Origin of the sequence: Cobetia crustatorum (assembly GCF_000591415.1) — a bacterium.
In the GTDB taxonomy this organism is placed as follows: domain Bacteria; phylum Pseudomonadota; class Gammaproteobacteria; order Pseudomonadales; family Halomonadaceae; genus Cobetia; species Cobetia crustatorum.
Genome location: NZ_JEMF01000025.1, coordinates 111030 through 127353 on the forward strand (window position 1 = coordinate 111030; position 16324 = coordinate 127353).

Annotated in this window: 15 protein-coding genes; 4 read left to right on the forward strand and 11 right to left on the reverse strand. The window is 56.1% G+C overall.

Going from position 1 to position 16324, the window contains the following annotated elements:
* Nucleotides 1-737 precede the first annotated feature (737 nt).
* From BF12_RS0107350 to BF12_RS0107365, 4 genes are all read left to right on the forward strand, one after another.
* Nucleotides 738-1862, forward strand: coding sequence for a DUF3549 family protein (locus tag BF12_RS0107350; protein ID WP_024951718.1), 1125 nt, complete (start codon nucleotides 738-740; stop codon nucleotides 1860-1862).
* A 506-nt stretch (nucleotides 1863-2368) separates the two neighbouring features.
* Entirely contained in the window at nucleotides 2369-2878 is a 510-nt protein-coding gene (locus BF12_RS0107355; RefSeq protein ID WP_084488016.1) for an ATP-dependent zinc protease family protein, read from the forward strand.
* 195 nt (nucleotides 2879-3073) lie between these two features.
* Entirely contained in the window at nucleotides 3074-3982 is a 909-nt protein-coding gene (rimK, locus tag BF12_RS0107360; RefSeq protein WP_024951720.1) for a 30S ribosomal protein S6--L-glutamate ligase, read from the forward strand.
* Nucleotides 3983-4236: 254 nt separating this feature from the next.
* Complete coding sequence (locus BF12_RS0107365; RefSeq protein WP_024951721.1) at nucleotides 4237-4695, forward strand: hypothetical protein; 459 nt, start codon at nucleotides 4237-4239, stop codon at nucleotides 4693-4695.
* Between the two features lie 121 nt (nucleotides 4696-4816).
* On the opposite strand, the gene BF12_RS22730 is transcribed toward BF12_RS0107365, so the two are convergent.
* The 11 genes from BF12_RS22730 to BF12_RS0107415 form a co-directional block, all read right to left on the reverse strand.
* Complete coding sequence (locus tag BF12_RS22730; RefSeq protein ID WP_248623636.1) at nucleotides 4817-5191, reverse strand: hypothetical protein; 375 nt, start codon at nucleotides 5189-5191, stop codon at nucleotides 4817-4819.
* A complete protein-coding gene (locus BF12_RS22735) occupies nucleotides 5188-5736 on the reverse strand; it encodes a SanA/YdcF family protein (protein ID WP_248623637.1) in 549 nt (182 codons plus the stop codon). The genes BF12_RS22730 and BF12_RS22735 overlap by 4 nt, the downstream gene beginning before the upstream one ends.
* Before the next feature lie 168 nt (nucleotides 5737-5904).
* On the reverse strand, nucleotides 5905-6510 hold the full coding sequence (locus BF12_RS0107375; RefSeq protein ID WP_024951722.1) for a YceI family protein: 606 nt from the start codon (nucleotides 6508-6510) through the stop codon (nucleotides 5905-5907).
* A 255-nt stretch (nucleotides 6511-6765) separates the two neighbouring features.
* Nucleotides 6766-7341, reverse strand: coding sequence for a putative Fe-S cluster assembly protein SufT (gene sufT / locus BF12_RS0107380; protein WP_024951723.1), 576 nt, complete (start codon nucleotides 7339-7341; stop codon nucleotides 6766-6768).
* Between the two features lie 169 nt (nucleotides 7342-7510).
* The gene (locus tag BF12_RS0107385; RefSeq protein WP_024951724.1) at nucleotides 7511-8755 is read right to left on the reverse strand and encodes a cysteine desulfurase; all 1245 of its coding nucleotides are present in this window, start codon (nucleotides 8753-8755) and stop codon (nucleotides 7511-7513) included.
* Nucleotides 8752-10164: a Fe-S cluster assembly protein SufD gene (gene sufD, locus BF12_RS0107390; RefSeq protein WP_024951725.1), complete on the reverse strand. Its 1413-nt coding sequence runs from the start codon at nucleotides 10162-10164 to the stop codon at nucleotides 8752-8754. Before sufD ends, BF12_RS0107385 begins: the two co-directional genes overlap by 4 nt.
* Nucleotides 10164-10913 carry a Fe-S cluster assembly ATPase SufC gene (gene sufC, locus BF12_RS0107395; protein WP_024951726.1) on the reverse strand — a complete coding sequence of 250 codons (750 nt, stop codon included), beginning with the start codon at nucleotides 10911-10913 and terminating at the stop codon, nucleotides 10164-10166. The genes sufD and sufC overlap by 1 nt, the downstream gene beginning before the upstream one ends.
* Before the next feature lie 77 nt (nucleotides 10914-10990).
* On the reverse strand, nucleotides 10991-12433 hold the full coding sequence (gene sufB, locus BF12_RS0107400; protein ID WP_024951727.1) for a Fe-S cluster assembly protein SufB: 1443 nt from the start codon (nucleotides 12431-12433) through the stop codon (nucleotides 10991-10993).
* Between the two features lie 108 nt (nucleotides 12434-12541).
* Entirely contained in the window at nucleotides 12542-13069 is a 528-nt protein-coding gene (locus tag BF12_RS0107405; protein WP_024951728.1) for an SUF system Fe-S cluster assembly regulator, read from the reverse strand.
* A 379-nt stretch (nucleotides 13070-13448) separates the two neighbouring features.
* Entirely contained in the window at nucleotides 13449-14744 is a 1296-nt protein-coding gene (locus tag BF12_RS0107410) for an adenylosuccinate synthase (protein WP_024951729.1), read from the reverse strand.
* Between the two features lie 114 nt (nucleotides 14745-14858).
* On the reverse strand, nucleotides 14859-16043 hold the full coding sequence (locus tag BF12_RS0107415) for an ATP phosphoribosyltransferase regulatory subunit (RefSeq protein WP_024951730.1): 1185 nt from the start codon (nucleotides 16041-16043) through the stop codon (nucleotides 14859-14861).
* Nucleotides 16044-16324 lie beyond the last annotated feature (281 nt).

Below are 16324 nucleotides of genomic sequence, written 5' to 3' on the forward strand. Positions count from 1 at the left end.
GGGCAGCGGCGGCATGCATCACTGCGCAACTCGTCAGCGACGGCCGAAAGAGGCATAAGCACAAGCGTTTATATGTGATTTAGTTTTATAGAGTAACGGGCCAGTCGTATATTCCCAATCATTTCATACCGTATCGAAAGAACAAAAAGGAATAACACCACCGCCTTTGGCAATGAACGAGATTCTAGCACGCCTGTTCATACAGACCAGCCGCATACTGCTGCGTGCTGCGCAACATAAAGATGTCACCGTAACGACAGCCACATGACAGTTATTCACGTCTGCCGTGGACGACACTGTGGATAACCTGCAGTGGTTACGCTGAAAGCCACGCCGTTACTGGCATTGCGAAAATTGATCAAAAATCCATCATCCGTACAACTATTCACAGCAGATGAGGAGGCATGAAGCAATGACTCACCCAAGGCAGCCTGAATACGGGGCATTGGACACGCGACGAGAGACAGATCTCCGTGGCGTAACGGGGCTTGGCTACCCGATCGACAGGCCATACGACAGCTACCGAAAAGTCACTGATCCAAGAGATATATGGCGCTTTAATGAGAGATATGCGCCCTTGTCGGCTGAGCGGGTGGCATGCAGAGGAGTGAGTCGCTAAAGTCGCTGCCACTCGTGGTGCATTCCTTGGCTGGACAGCGCCCTTCTCTTCGATAATTTCTTTTCAGTAACCTCGATTCGTCTTGCACCTGTCGAGCTCCACAGTAGCGGTGAGCTTCATGACCCCTCTCTCCTCCTTGAGCAGCTTTTTCACCCGCACCGGCGCCGAACTGCACCTTTATCATCTAGGGCGCACCCTTATACCGCTAAGTCTTGAACAACTTGAGGCTTTCGAGACAACACAGCAGCCTTGGGAGCAACCCTTCAAAGGCCAAGCACGCTTGGCCTGTGTCTTCCGCCCCGCAGGCATCGAAGACCCGCTGGTATGGTTTCTAGCCATGCCACTGGATGAAGAAGGGCGTCTGTCACCGGCTCAACGTGATGCCTTCCTTGAGCGTCTGATCACGACACTGGGCCAGACAGCACTCAGTGTGGGGCGAAATAATATTCAAGTGGCCGAAGCCGCCAAGATCGACAATCTGATGCAGGACAATCCACTGACGTTTACGCCAGATGATACGCTGCGTGCCATGCTCCATGCGCGCGCCAGCCTGGATTGCGAGCGACCGACCAGCCAACATCATGCGTTGGCAGAGCAATATCTGGGGGCCAAGTTGCCACTGGATGACTGGCCTTCGCTCGGTCTGCAGGGCATTGCCGATGTACTGACACGACGCGGTACGCTGGAACCACTGCTTGCTGAAGCCCTGCCCGCGCGTATCGCAGCACTGCCGGATACACCGCTGCGTGCAGTCGCATTGTGTCTGGAGCAGGCACCGCCAGCCCATACGCATCTTACAAATGCGCTGGAGACAGCACAGGAAGCGGCGTTGCTGGAGGTGCTTATTCAACGTGGCCAGAACGCACGAGAGCAAGGCGACCTGGAGACTCTGTGCGCTTGTCTGCGCGCGACTGGCGCCAGCCCATTGCCCGCAGCCGCCCAATGGATAGACTCACTGCTGGCCGATGACGATGCCACCAGTGTCGACGTACTGGTGGCAATTGCCGCGCGTGGATATGCTCACCTTGAGGATGCCGAACGCCTGCCAGTCTTCCTCACGCGCCTGGCAAGTTGCCCACAGGCCAGCTTCGGCGCACTGGCACGCGACCTCGCATTGATCCCTCGCCTACGACTACCGGTACTGATGACACTGCGCAATGCCAACCCCAACAGTGCCCTCGGGAGGGCTCTGAGCGCCTTGACTCAACAAGCGTCTGTTGAGAACGTCACGAAACGGCATTGATGCATGAGTACCCTGGTACGCGGCTCACGTAGTATTACCGATGCCACGCTGGTAGCGCGTCAGAGAACAAGTGGAACAGTCCTTGAGATCATGCGCATAACCCACGACACTTGGCATGAGGCCATCAGTGCAGGCTTATCAGTACAGTGCCATGCAAAGACTCATGTACAGAAGCCAAAACGACAATGGCTGGCGATAACCCAAAAGACCACCTGCTATTTTGGCTATGAACCCTGGCACTGAATCTTCATCCACAAGCTCAGCGATGGTATGCCCTGTGTAGTGCCATCGCACTGGCTCGCAAGCACTCGAGTAAAGAGGTGTCAGCAAGGATTGCTGTCGGTTCGGTAAGTGACTATGCTGCGCGCCCGTCTGGCCAGAACACTCGAATGCACGGGCGCTCATCGTCTTCTTGGTTTTCTGACCGGTGCCTTTAGCCGCTCGGTACCCTTCATGCCGTGAGCCGATGCCTACACTCGGTCACGCCCTCTGATTCAGGATGAAACATGTCGCATCAAAAGCCTGCTTCACGCCATCACACCGACAAACCTCAGCCGCTTGATCTAAAAAGCCTGAATCACGATCTGCTGGGGTTTCGGCCGCGCGCCGTCGTCGGACGACGCGAACTGCTCGAGCTGCCTGAACTGCACTTGCACCTCAATGCCAAGATCGATACCGGCGCTCATTCCAGTGCGCTACATGCCGAGAGCATTGAAGTTTTTGAGCAGAATGATGAGCTATGCGTGCGCTTCATCACACGTACTGGAGGTAGTGATTCGCCTCCGCATACGATAGAGACGCAAGTGCATGACCGCCGCCGGGTAAGATCATCCAATGGGCAAGCACAGTGGCGCTATGTGATTCGCTCACGCATGCGTCTGGCTGGCCTCGACTACGATATAGACATGACACTGGTAGACCGCTCTCAAATGCGCCACCCAATTCTGCTAGGGCGTCGCGCCCTACGCCGATTACTGGTCGCACCGGGTGCTGCCTACTTGCATGGCGAGCCCTGACGACCTGTCATCTACAGACACGGTTAATACGGCGCCACCTCTGAAGAGGTGATCGCCCAAAGATATAGACACGCCAATCCAGCAACTCTGGCTGGCGCGACACTCAGTAGCAAAGCCTCCTGACGGGCATCACGTCAGCCCATCTCTTGTATTCGCTCTTACCCCTGCCTGCCCATTTCGGCTCTGGAGGATTTCATGCATATCGGTATCCTGTCGCGTAATTCACGCCTTTACTCCACCCGTCGCCTGATCGAGGCAGCAGAAGCCCGTGGTCATACCGCACGCGTGGTCGACACTCTACGCTGCTACATGAACATTGCGTCACATCGCCCATCCATTCATTACAAGGGCGCTGAAATCGAGCATTTCGATGCCGTGATTCCGCGGATCGGTTCATCAGTCACTTTCTACGGCTGCGCAGTACTGCGTCAATTTGAGATGATGGGCACCTATGTCGTCAATGACTCGGTTGCCATCGCGCGCTCACGTGACAAGCTGCGTTCGCTACAGCTGCTGTCACGCAAGGGCCTTGGTCTGCCGGTCACCGGCTTCGCTCATTCTCCTGACGATATCCCTGACCTGATCACCATGGTCAAAGGCGCGCCACTGGTCATCAAGCTACTGGAAGGCACCCAAGGCATCGGCGTAGTACTCGCCGAGACCAATCAGGCCGCAGAGAGCGTAATTCAGGCATTCATGGGCATGAAAGCCAACATCATGGTGCAGGAGTACATCAAGGAAGCGCGTGGCGCCGATATCCGTTGCCTGGTAGTGGGTGACAAGGTCATCGCTTCCATGAAGCGTCAGGCGGCCGAAGGCGAGTTTCGCTCCAACCTGCACCGTGGCGGTACCGCCAGTGAGATTCGCATTACACCGGAAGAGCGCTCTACGGCTATCCGTGCTGCCAAGGCGATGGGGTTGTCAGTCGCAGGCGTCGATTTGCTACGCGCCAACCACGGCCCGGTGATCATGGAGGTGAATTCCTCGCCTGGCCTGCAGGGCATCGAGACCTCTACCGGCAAGGATATCGCTGGCTTGATTATCGACCATATTACCAAGTGCGCTGCGCCTGCCAAGAAGATCCCCCCCAAGCCCAAGGGCTGAAGGCTGGCATAAAAATACGGCATGACCTCCTGCGGGAGACAAGAATGGGTGCGTCCGACAACGGCGCACCCATTCTTGTTGGTATCACGACAGCGTCTATTGTTGCTGATATGTGTCACATAAAAGCCACGCAATTGTCGTAAACTAGCCAAATTGATCACGGAAAAATAAATATCGGGTCTTTCTGCACCCAAGGGGTAGAAAAACACTGTTTTCACCCGCACAATCTCTCCTGACGGAGGAGGTGACCGCACATGTTTCTCGATAATCGCCAAGTGGCGATGGATAGCGTCCAGGAAGCCCTGGCAGATAGTCTTGATTATTTCGAGGATAATGCCGAGCGGCTGCGTCCCGGGCTCTTGAAGGCCTTTGAACCCTTCTACGCCCGACGCGTGGAGCTCAAGCAAGCACTCGAGACTGAGACGCGCAAGCATCTCAGCCTGATGCCGCGTGACGCTGACGTCGAGCGCGACGACTACATGTGGCTATGGAGTCGCCTGAAAAGCATCGTCAGCAATGACAATCAGGTGCTGATCAATGAACTACTAGAGCAAGAGCGCGTGTTGATGCAGGCCTGTTCAACAGCCTTCACCCACCCGCTGCCTGACAGCATTGAGAAAGTGCTCGAAGGCTGCTTTAGCAATTGCCGTAGCCTGATCCGTGAACTCTACCGTCATCAGATGGGCCAGGCCGCGCGGCGACGTGCAGTCTAATTGTTCATAGGGCATGTATGCCCTGATATAAGTTGATCATCAGTACTGAAAAATTCTTTTAGTACTGACATAAAAAGCCGCCTCTCATGGCATGAGAGGCGGGCTTTTTATGTCACAACCTTCAGTCTTTCGAGATAACAGTGCTGTCATGCAGCAATAGAGAGAGGGTCTGACTGACACTTGGCAACAATGTTTTCATGGGCATCACGCCATCTTCCTCTCTCTGCACCACCTTCAGTGATGCCGATACCAACGGCACTGGCTTTAATGGCACTGGTATATGCGAAACAGCATGAGACTGCAGCAAGGGCCAAGCGTGCCAATCAGGTGTCTGAGTATCCGCCGGTGAGCTTTTCGACGATGTGCTAACCGGTAACGATGGTGATAACACCGGCGTGGGCAACTTTTCCGGCGGACCGAGGAAACGTGGTGCACGGCCCCATAGATAGAGATCGCCTACGGTGGCAGCACGCGCCAGCCATTCACGTATCGTCAATCGGATATTCGATGTCTGGCTCTCGGAAATCGCAGGGCAACCAGTGGCTTCAAGCCCGACGGCATCCGCAATGAATAGCGCACGTGGTAAATGCCACGCTGCGTCACCAGTACTGCCTCGCGTACGCCAAACACCTTTTGTGCGCGCACTAGCGTGTCAAAGGTAGAGAATCCGGCGTAATCCAGTGTCATGAATTGCTGTGGCACATTGCGCGCCCGTAAATCCCGCCACATGGTCATCGGCTCATTGTAGTAACGGGTGCGGTTATCCCCCGACAACAATAGGTTGGAGACTCTATGTAACCGGTAGAGCTGAGCAGCCGTATCGAGACGAGCCTGATAGTGAGGGTTGCTCCCGCCACCCACCAAGCCATGAGAAGTACCAAACACGATACCAACCTCACGACTCTCGCAGGTGAGCGGAGACGCAGCGATACGATCGCGAGTCGCCATCACAACCCACAAGTTGAGCCCGATCAGTACCATCACACTAACGGCCAGCAAGGCGATAATCACCAGGCCGACCTGCTTGATCACTCGCTGCATCTGTTCCCCACGCCCATCCCTGCCAACTCTTCCCGCCGTTACCTGTCACGTCACGCAGGCATGAGCGCCCAGCCTACCCAAGCGATTGGCGTATCGCTAGTACTGCATCATCAGTACTACACGACCAATCCCCTCTAAACGTGGGCCAGTGCGTATTGATTATTGATATTACTCTTCCTTGATCATCACGGCCTTCACTGCCACTGGCACTTGGGTGGCAATATCCCCCAAGCCTGCAAGATCACGTAGGGTGCGGATTCCGCCTACCAGCGAGAACTTATCGGCGTCAACCATTACTGGCTTGACGGTTTGCACCAACCACTGTTCACCTCTCAGGCGAGTCACCTGCAAACTCATGGGCAATGACTGGGTGCTGTCGTGAAGCGTCAGCTGGCCATCAATATCCATTTCCTGAGTATCACCAGGCTCCATGACATCCAATGTTGGCATGTCGAGAGTCGCAGTCATTACGGCCAACGGATAAGTGCCTGCTTCAAAAAGCTTCTCGCTGATGCGCTGATCGCGAATCTCGATACCAGTCTTGGCGGAATCCAGATCGATCTCAACCGAGAGCTGCCCCTTGTCGTTGACGCGAGCACGCCAAGAATCAAGGGTATGAGTCTCAACCGTGCTGGCACCGGTCTTGGCCATCTTGGTGGTCTGGAAGGTGAGCTGCGAGGCATCACTATCCAGCTTCCATGACGCCTGAGCACTGACAGCAGTACTCATGATCAGGGTGGCAGTCAGATAGCGTAGCGCAGTCTGGAATCGCATCAGAGAGTCTTCCTTGCAGGCAGGTGGGGCGGGAAACAGTCATACACACGTGACAATGCACGCCGACGGCAACGTCATGGCCAGGCGATCATCAACACGAGTTGGAAAACACAATAGCCAAGAGGTTCCCGCTTATTCGGCAACCCTGACCTTCATCGACGGAACGCAGCATCAGCGCCGTCGCTCTCTCGCCGACACTGCATTACATCATTATCTCTACACGCTGACAGTGACTGCCAGCTCAGCTCAAAGTACTCAGAACATACCCAGTTCGAGACGAGCATCTTCACTCATCATCTCGCGCGACCAGGCCGGTGCGAAGACGATTTCAACATGTACCTTGGAAACATCATCAGCGCCCAGAATCTTGCGCTTGGCATCTTCGGCAATCACGTTGCCCATGCCACACCCGGGCGCGGTCAGTGTCATCTTGAGATTGACCATCTTCTCGCCACTGATCAAGGTGTCGATCCGGCAGCCATAAACCAATCCCAACTCAACGATATCGACCGGGATCTCCGGATCAAAACAGGTACGTAGCTGCCCCCAGACGAATGCTTCGATATCAGCATCTGTCTGGCCAGCCGCCAAGTGTGGGCGTGGCACGGCGTCCAGGCCCAATGCATCAAGGCTGAAGCTCTCGATCAGATACATGCGACCTTCAAAGGCCACACTGACCGTACTCCCCTTGGCTTGCATGACCTCGACCACCGCATCTTCATGCAGTGTCACTGACTTGCCGAACGGCACCGAGATGCCTTCCACATCACGCTGCAACGGCATTTTCTGACCTTTGCCGAGGCTAGCCAGCTGATCATTAATGTGGCTCATGCCCTCTCCTTGCACAGGTACTGCAAAAGCCTATCGGCTCCTGCCAACTAAAACTCCATCAGCGAGGCATGCCACTGAAGCGTGAGTAATGAATGCTCGCCGTGGTGTGAATGAGGCCCGCCAACGGCGAGCCTCATTGCGCTATTTCGCCAGCTTGTCATGCCCTCGATCAGCGAACCATCGTCAGTACACGCTCGAGGGCATCGACGAACAGGTCGATCTCCTCCGGCGTATTATAGGCAGCGAACGAGGCGCGACAGGTAGCATCGACGCCGAAGCGACGCAGTACCGGCTGAGCACAATGGTGACCAGTACGAATGGCCACCCCGAGCTGATCGATCAGCAGGCCAATATCCTGCGCATGAGCGCCATCAACCACAAAGGAAATCGCACCCGCCTTGTTCGGCGAGCTACCGATGATACGCAAGCCATCGACCTGCAACATGCGCTCAGTCGCATGCGTCATCAACTGCTGTTCCCAGCGCGTGATCAAGCCCATATGGGTACAGTCCAGCCAATCAATGGCCTTGCCCAACCCAATGACTTCCGCGATGGCCGGTGTGCCAGCTTCAAACTTGTGCGGTAGATCAGCGAACAGTGTGCCGTTCTCAAACGACACCGTGCGGATCATCTCTCCACCGCCTTGCCAAGGCGGCATGGCCTCAAGCAGCGCCTCTTTGCCATAGAGCACACCGACACCCGTCGGGCCGTACATCTTATGGCCAGAGAAGACATAGAAATCGGCATCAATTGCACGCACATCGACCTGCTGGTGCGGCACTGCCTGAGCGCCATCAATCAGGATCAACGCATCGTGCTCATGTGCCAGACGTGCCATCTCGGCGACTGGGTTGATGCTACCCAGCGCATTGGAGACATGATTGACACAGACCAGTCGCACCTTCTCACCCAGCAAGTCGCGGTAGGCATTCATGTCCAGCACGCCATCGTCATCACAAGGAATGACCTTGAGCGTGATATCGAGGCGCTCTGCCAATAGCTGCCACGGCACAATATTGGCATGATGCTCCATCACCGAGATCAATACTTCGTCACCGGCATTCAGCCAGTTGGCGCCCCAGCTGTTGGCGACCAGGTTGATCGCCTCCGTGGTGCCACGTGTGAAGATGATTTCGCGCGTCAAGCGTGCATTGATGAAGTTGCGTACCTTCTCACGCGAGCCTTCATACGCCGCTGTCGCTTCGTCTGCCAAGCTGTGCAGGCCACGGTGAATATTGGAATTGATGGTGCGGTAATAGGCGCTCATCGCATCGATGACGGCGGTCGGTGTCTGGCTGGTGGCTGCGCTATCCAGGTAGATCAGCGGCACATCACCGTGTACACGACGCTCGAGGATTGGAAAATCTTCGCGAACCCGCACCACATCCAACATCAAATTATCGAGCGCGCTCATGCGAAGTCCTCATCGCGCGCCACGGCCACTGTACCGCCGGCAAGCTCGACGCTCAGGTCAACCAGCTCATCGAGATGGAAGCGTGACGGCAAACGGCCCGCCACACTGCGCTCGATACGCTCAGCAATGGCATCGATACCGAGGCCCGTCATGACTTCATTGGCAAAGGCCAACGTCAGCAGACCACGGGCGGTTTGCTCATCGATGCCACGAGCACGCAGTGCGAAGACAGCACCTTCGTCCAGCTGACCTGTCGTAGTGCCATGAGAACACTTGACGTCATCGGCGTAGATTTCGAGTTCCGGCTTGGTATTGATTTCAGCGCGATCTGACAGCAGAAGATTGGCATTGTTCTGATGCGCCTCGATCTTCTGACTATCACGCTTGACCAGCACGCGGCCATTGAACACGCCACGCGCACGGTCTGCGAGAATACCTTTGTAGTTCTCGTCGGAGAACGTCAGCGCTTCGTTATGATTGACCAGCGTGTGAGTATCCACGTGCTGACGATCACGACCGAAGAACAAGCCATCAAGGCGTGCGTGAGCATTGTTGCCGTTCAGATCACAGACGATGTCATTACGTACAAGCCCGCCGCCAGTATTGAGATTGACGGAGCGATACTGGCTATCTCGCGGCTGCTCAACCTGTACTGAGGCAATATGAGTCTCACCAGTGGCAGCTTCACCGAGCTTGTAATGATTGAGCACAGCGCCACGCTCCAACATCACTTCCGCGACCAGGTTGGTAAAGTTGGTTGCGCCTGTTTCTCCGATGTGATGCTCGATCACACTGGCTTCGGCACGACTGCCCAGCTGCATCAGCAGACGCGGGTGGCTCATGGTCACCGGCTGGCCATCGACGGCGGCACGCGAGATGAACAGCGCATAGACCGGCTTGTCGAGTACAGTGCGTGGGCCGACCTGAATCACCGCCCCCTCTTCAGTGAAGGCGGAGTTCAACGCCACGAACGGCGTGAAGTCGATGCCGGTCAGACGATTCAATGAACCGCCGACCACTTCCGGCTGATGGAGGATGGCGTGAGAAAGTGGCACGACACGCACCGTGTCCGGCAGCCCCGCCACGTCAGACAGCTCAGCGTTGTAGAGACCATCGACGAACACCAGACGATAAGCATCAATCGCCAGTGCCAGCTCATCCATCACGGCAGAAGATAGCGTGGCATCGTCAGCCAGCTGATAGGCCTGACGCCCCAGAGACTGGGTGTCAGTGTACTTCCAGGCTTCCACCTTGCGGGTTGGCAAGCCCAATGCTTCGAAGCGTGCAATACCCGCCTGACGACGAGCGGCCATCCAGCTCGGATCAGCGGAAAATCGCGGTTTACGGGCAGCGAATTCGCTTGTGAAGGCTTCGCTGCCGGGAACGGGCGCGGTAGCAAGTGCTGTCATTACGCAGTTTCCTCCTGCAGCCAGTCATAACCATGAGCTTCAAGTTCAAGCGCCAGTGACTTGTCACCAGACTTGACGATGCGACCGTCGATCAGCACGTGGATATGGTCCGGCACGATGTGCTCAAGCAGACGCTGGTAGTGAGTTACCATCAATACGGCGCGATCTTCGTTGCGCAGCGAATTGACGCCCTTGGCTACGACCTTGAGCGCATCGATATCAAGACCGGAGTCAATCTCGTCAAGCATCACAAGCTTCGGTTCCAGCACTAGCATCTGCAAGATTTCGTTACGCTTCTTCTCTCCGCCAGAGAAACCTTCATTGACCGCACGTTGCAGGAAGCTGGCATCCATCTGCATGAAAGCCAACTTCTCACGGATCAACTTCATGAATTCTGGCGCTGGAATCTCGCCCAAGCCTTCAGCTTCACGCTTGGCATTCAGCGCCGCTTTCAGCAGATAGACATTCTTGACTCCCGGAATCTCGACCGGGTACTGAAAGCCCAACAACAGACCGGCACGCGCGCGTTCTTCGACTGCCATTTCCAGCACGTCTTCACCTTTATAGGTGATGGTTCCGGCGGTGACTTCATAGCCGTCCTTGCCTGCGATCACGGAAGATAACGTGGACTTCCCGGCACCGTTCGGGCCCATGATGGCGTGGACTTCGCCCTTGTTGATGGTCAGGTCCAACCCCTTGAGGATTTCCTTGCCTTCAACCGAAACGTGCAAATCTTTGACTACGAGCATGTTGATACCTTTTGCTGACAGGCCGCCCGCAAGCGACCCTCAAGAGTGGGATGACGTTGCAGTAAACAATGCGAGCGTTAGCCGACTGCCCCTTCAAGGGTGACGTTAAGCAGGGCTTCGGCCTCGACAGCGAACTCCATCGGCAGCTCCTGGAAGACGTCCTTGCAGAAGCCGTTGACGATCATGTTGACCGCATCTTCTTCGCTGATGCCACGCTGACGGCAGTAGAACAGCTGATCTTCGCCGATCTTGGAGGTCGTTGCCTCGTGCTCCACCGTCGCGGTAGCGTTGCCGATTTCCTGATACGGGAAGGTGTGCGCACCACAGCGGTCGCCGATCAATAGCGAATCACACTGAGTAAAGTTGCGCGCACCCTTGGCCCGTGGGCCGATCTTGACCAAGCCGCGATAGGACTGCTCGGAGTTACCAGCGGAGATACCCTTGGAGACGATGGTGGACTTGGTACCCTCGCCGATATGGATCATCTTGGTGCCGGTATCCGCCTGCTGACGGCCATTGGTGACAGCGACGGAGTAGAACTCACCGACGCTGTCCTTGCCGCGCAGGATGCATGACGGGTACTTCCAAGTGATCGCGGAACCGGTCTCGACCTGAGTCCAGGACACCTTGGAACGGTCGCCACGGCAATCGGCACGCTTGGTGACGAAGTTATAGATGCCGCCCTTGCCATCTTCATCGCCCGGATACCAGTTCTGGACGGTAGAGTACTTGATGTAGGCATCTTCCAGTGCGACCAGCTCAACCACTGCGGCGTGCAACTGGTTCTCATCACGCTGAGGGGCCGTACAGCCTTCCAGATACGACACCTGCGCCTGCTTTTCACAGATGATCAGCGTGCGCTCGAATTGCCCCGTGTTGGCTGCATTGATGCGGAAGTAAGTGGACAGTTCCATCGGGCAAGTCACGCCTTCCGGTACAAACACGAAAGATCCATCGGTAAAGACGGCAGCATTCAGTGCAGTGAAGTAGTTGTCCGCCTTGGGTACTACGGAACCAAGATATTGCTTGATCAGGTCCGGGTAGTCCTTGATGGCATCAGAGATCGAGCAAAAGATCACGCCAGCTTCGGAGAGCTCTTTCTTGAAAGTGGTGGTGACGGAGACAGAATCGAACACCGCATCGACCGCGACACCGGCCAGCGCTGCACGTTCGTGAAGCGGAATGCCAAGCTTCTCATAGGTCTCGAGCAATTTGGGATCCACTTCATCGAGACTCTGCGGGCGATCTTCTGGCCTCTTGGGCGCGCTGAAATAGGAAATCGCCTGATAGTCGATGTCCGGATAATTCAGATGCGCCCAGGAGGGTGCCTTCATTTTCAGCCACTGCTGATAGGCATCCAGACGCCACTCCAGCATCCACTCCGGCTCGCCCTTCTTGGCCGAGATGAAACGAATCACGCTCTCGTCCAGTCCCGGTGGGATGGTATCGCTTTCGATATCGGTCACGAAGCCCTGCTTATACTCGCGCTGTACAAGCTGCTCCATCTCCTGGCTCGCCATGCTGGTCTCCTCTCTCGGAGTGACTCCGAGTCTGTTCATATTCTTGGTCACTCCGCCCGAACGGCAGCGAAGCCTCTAATATTTTCTGTCTGATCGCGTGGTGCTCAATCAGGCCTTGTGGCCACGCACTACCGACGGCTGTGAATGGAGGTCATGTTCATAGCTGCGGTTGTGGCTATCCTCGCCATACAGGCTGATGGCCTGAATAGGGAGCTGAACTGGCATGCGCAGCGGCGAAGTAGAGGCCAGATGCGCCAGCGTCACGCTGCCCAACAACTCTCCAATCGCGCGCGAAACACGCTGCCAGTTATCAGCGACACCACAGGTATTGACCAACTCGCAATCACCGTCGGCGTGACTGCACTCGGTCACTGCAACCGGCCCCTCGATAGCACTGATGATGTCGCTGGCCGTAATCTCGCTGGCGGGCCGTGCTAGGCGATAGCCGCCTTGCGCCCCACGACGAGACTCCAACAGCCCAGCACGCACCAGCGCCTTGAGCGTCTTGCTCACGGTGGGATGTGGCAACTGCACACTTTCAGCCAGATCAATCGCGGCATGTGCCGAGTCCGGCTCACGCGCAATGCGCGCCATCACCACGGCAGCGTAATCGGTCATTCTGGAAAGCTTCAGCATACAGGCCTCCACCACGGATATTGATTGAGGACCATTTTAGTCCTGTATCAGATCGATGTGAAGACACCACCGCCCTGAAAACGCCAAATTGCGACCTGGGCAACCAGTTTGCCGACATGATAGCCGCCGATCACAACAAAAATAACAATCATTCCCATTTAAAATATTTACTGCGCAGTCCAACTTTCTGTTCGCATCCTGCACAACACTTCCTGCCATTCATGGCTTTCCCGCCGATCCGACATTTTTGCGCCGGTCACTTTTCCTCTCTCGGCTCTCCCCTCTCAACTTTTGATATCGACATATGCAAACACCCCATCGAGAAAACCCGATGGGGTGTTTTTTTCTACACAAGCTCAAAAAAGTCTACGCGAGGCGATCAACCGTGGAACGGGTTACGCAACACGATAGTTTCGTTGCGATCCGGGCCAGTGGAGATGATATCGATAGACACACCGACCTGCTCCTCGATGAAGCTGATGTAGGCACGCGCATTAGCGGGCAGCTTCTCAACATCACGCACACCAATCGTGGACTCAGTCCAGCCCGGCAGGTCCTGATACAGCGGCTCGATGGCTTCATAGCCTTCCGAGTCAACCGGATTGTCCAGCACTTCGCCATCCTTGCTGCGGTAGCCAATGCAGACACGGATATTCTCGAGGCCATCAAGCACATCCAACTTGGTCAAGCAGATGCCGCTAACCGAGTTGATCTGTACAGCGTGACGCAGTGCAACAGCATCAAACCAACCACAACGACGTGCACGACCGGTAGTAGCACCGAATTCGTGGCCACGCTCAGCCAGATGACGACCGAACTCATCAAACAGTTCTGTCGGGAACGGGCCAGAACCGACACGCGTGGTGTAGGCCTTGGTAATACCCAGCACGTAATCCAGATACAGCGGACCCACACCAGAACCCGTCGCAGTACCGCCGGCAGTGGTGTTGGAGCTGGTCACGTACGGATAGGTACCGTGATCGATATCCAGCAGCGACCCCTGAGCACCCTCAAAGAGAATGTTCTCGCCGGCCTTACGGACCTTATGGACCAGATCCACGGTATCGCAGACCATCGGACGCAGCTCTTCGGCCATTTCCATGGCTTCGTCCAGCACTTGCTGGAAGTCGACCGGCGCTTCACCGTGATAATGCTGCAGCACGAAGTTATGGTAATCCAGCACTTCACCCAGCTTGGAGGCAAAACGCTCACGGTGCAGCATGTCACCCAGGCGCAGGCCACGACGTGCGACCTTGTCTTCGTAGGCCGGACCAATACCCCGACCCGTGGTGCCAATCTTGGCGACACCGCGCGCCTTCTCACGAGCCTGATCCAGGCGCACGTGATAGGACAGGATCAGCGGGCAAGCCGGTGACAGACGCAGGCGATCACGTACCGGCACGTCATTGGACTCAAGCTCGCGTATTTCCTTGATCAGGGCTTCCGGAGACAGCACGACACCGTTACCGATGACGCAGGTCTTTCCCGGATGAAGAATACCGGACGGGATCAGGTGAAGAACGGTCTTCTTGCCGTCCAGCACCAGAGTGTGGCCCGCGTTATGGCCACCCTGGAAGCGCACGACGGCGCTGGCAGATTCGGTCAGCAGGTCAACGACCTTGCCCTTGCCTTCATCACCCCATTGGGTGCCGAGCACGACTACATTCTTGCCCATGGTTCCTATCTCTTTCGGTGAATAACCGTCGGTGAAAACCCACTCACAAGCACAGCTGCCAAAGGGCAGCTGTGCTTCGGGACCCAGTGGCCCCTACTGTCTGCTGTCTGTCGTTCAGGCCTGCAACGCGACGACCTGCCAACCACTGTCAGAGCGCACCAGTTCACGATTACAGCGGTGAGCATCAGCGCCAGTCGTCTGGCCAGGCAATGCTTCAATGACACGCTCACCGCTGATACGTAGCTGATCAACACACTCACGCAGGGCACTCTCATTGAGCGCCGGCGCCCAGATACCATCACACGCCGGTGTTTGCACGGCCAGTGAGGCAAGCTGCTTGAGGTCCATCGAGAAACCCGTGGCGGGTCGTGCACGACCAAAGACACGTCCAGTATCGTCGTAGCGACCACCCTTGGCCAGTGCCTGACCATAGCCCGGTACATAAGCCGCGAACACCATGCCGGTGTGATACTCATAACCACGCAATTCTGCGAGATCAAAGTACAACGTAACCTGCGGATGACGTTCACGCACAACCTGGCTCAGTGCAGCAAGCTGATCCAGCGCGCTGGAAACGGCCACCGGTGCACCAGCAAAGGCAGTGCGTGCCTGTGCGAGAATTTCATCATCGCCATGCAGGTGCGGCAGCGCCTTGAGCATGTCCGCAACCACCTTGTCACCGACCACGCGTTCAATCAATGCATCCAGAGCGGAATACTGCTTACGCTCGATGGCTGCAAACAATTCACGCTCGTGCTCGGTATTCATACCCGCTTCGGCGATCAATGAACGATAGATCCCGATATGCCCCAACGCCAGATGCAACTCATCTGCCCCCGCCTGCTCCAGACTCGTCAGCGCCAAGTGCAGAATTTCATGATCGGCCTCCAGGCCAGCATGGCCAAACAACTCAGCACCCACCTGAACGGGACTACGCCCACCCTGATGCTTGTCGGCCTTGGTGCGCAGAACATTGGCGCAGTAGCACAGACGTACCGGCCCTTCACGACGCAGTGAGTGTGCATCCATACGTGCTACCTGCGGTGTCACGTCGGCACTTGCCCCCATCATGCGACCCGTCATCTGATCGGTCAGCTTGAAGGTCTGCAGGTCAAGCTCGGTGCCAGTACCGGTCAACAGTGAATCCAGAAATTCGACGGGCGGCGGCAGCACCAGGTCATAGCCGAAGCGATGATAGAGGTCGAGCAGCGCGCGGCGCAGCGCCTCCATACGGGTTGCTTGAGGTGGTAATACCTCATCCATCCCATCCGGGAGGAGCCAGCGATCTGCGATGGTCATTGCACTATCCTGCAAGAAATTTATGACAAGGGGTGGTTCGCGACGCGGGTCGCCACTTCCCATCTGACGATGAGACGACCGAAAGTCGATTCCCGACAACAAGATTCATGAAGAAAAGTCCATGAAACAAGGTGTTACTGGTGGCCTGACCACACCTTCGTACAAAGCAAGAGAAGGCCTCGTGCGCTTCCCGTGACTTCACCACTGCGTCGCCGCAACGTAAAAGGCGGCCACAAAAAAACCGGGCTGTGCCCGGTTACAGAAGTCTAGCATGAATTCTT

Coding starts and splice junctions, on each gene's coding strand:
- BF12_RS0107350 (WP_024951718.1), top strand. CDS start 738: ATGACCCCTCTCTCCTCCTTGAGCAGCTTTTTCACCCGCACCGGCGCC.
- BF12_RS0107355 (WP_084488016.1), top strand. CDS start 2,369: ATGTCGCATCAAAAGCCTGCTTCACGCCATCACACCGACAAACCTCAG.
- rimK (WP_024951720.1), top strand. CDS start 3,074: ATGCATATCGGTATCCTGTCGCGTAATTCACGCCTTTACTCCACCCGT.
- BF12_RS0107365 (WP_024951721.1), top strand. CDS start 4,237: ATGTTTCTCGATAATCGCCAAGTGGCGATGGATAGCGTCCAGGAAGCC.
- BF12_RS22735 (WP_248623637.1), bottom strand. CDS start 5,736: ATGCAGCGAGTGATCAAGCAGGTCGGCCTGGTGATTATCGCCTTGCTG.
- BF12_RS0107375 (WP_024951722.1), bottom strand. CDS start 6,510: ATGCGATTCCAGACTGCGCTACGCTATCTGACTGCCACCCTGATCATG.
- sufT (WP_024951723.1), bottom strand. CDS start 7,341: ATGAGCCACATTAATGATCAGCTGGCTAGCCTCGGCAAAGGTCAGAAA.
- BF12_RS0107385 (WP_024951724.1), bottom strand. CDS start 8,755: ATGAGCGCGCTCGATAATTTGATGTTGGATGTGGTGCGGGTTCGCGAA.
- sufD (WP_024951725.1), bottom strand. CDS start 10,164: ATGACAGCACTTGCTACCGCGCCCGTTCCCGGCAGCGAAGCCTTCACA.
- sufC (WP_024951726.1), bottom strand. CDS start 10,913: ATGCTCGTAGTCAAAGATTTGCACGTTTCGGTTGAAGGCAAGGAAATC.
- sufB (WP_024951727.1), bottom strand. CDS start 12,433: ATGGCGAGCCAGGAGATGGAGCAGCTTGTACAGCGCGAGTATAAGCAG.
- BF12_RS0107405 (WP_024951728.1), bottom strand. CDS start 13,069: ATGCTGAAGCTTTCCAGAATGACCGATTACGCTGCCGTGGTGATGGCG.
- BF12_RS0107410 (WP_024951729.1), bottom strand. CDS start 14,744: ATGGGCAAGAATGTAGTCGTGCTCGGCACCCAATGGGGTGATGAAGGC.
- BF12_RS0107415 (WP_024951730.1), bottom strand. CDS start 16,043: ATGACCATCGCAGATCGCTGGCTCCTCCCGGATGGGATGGATGAGGTA.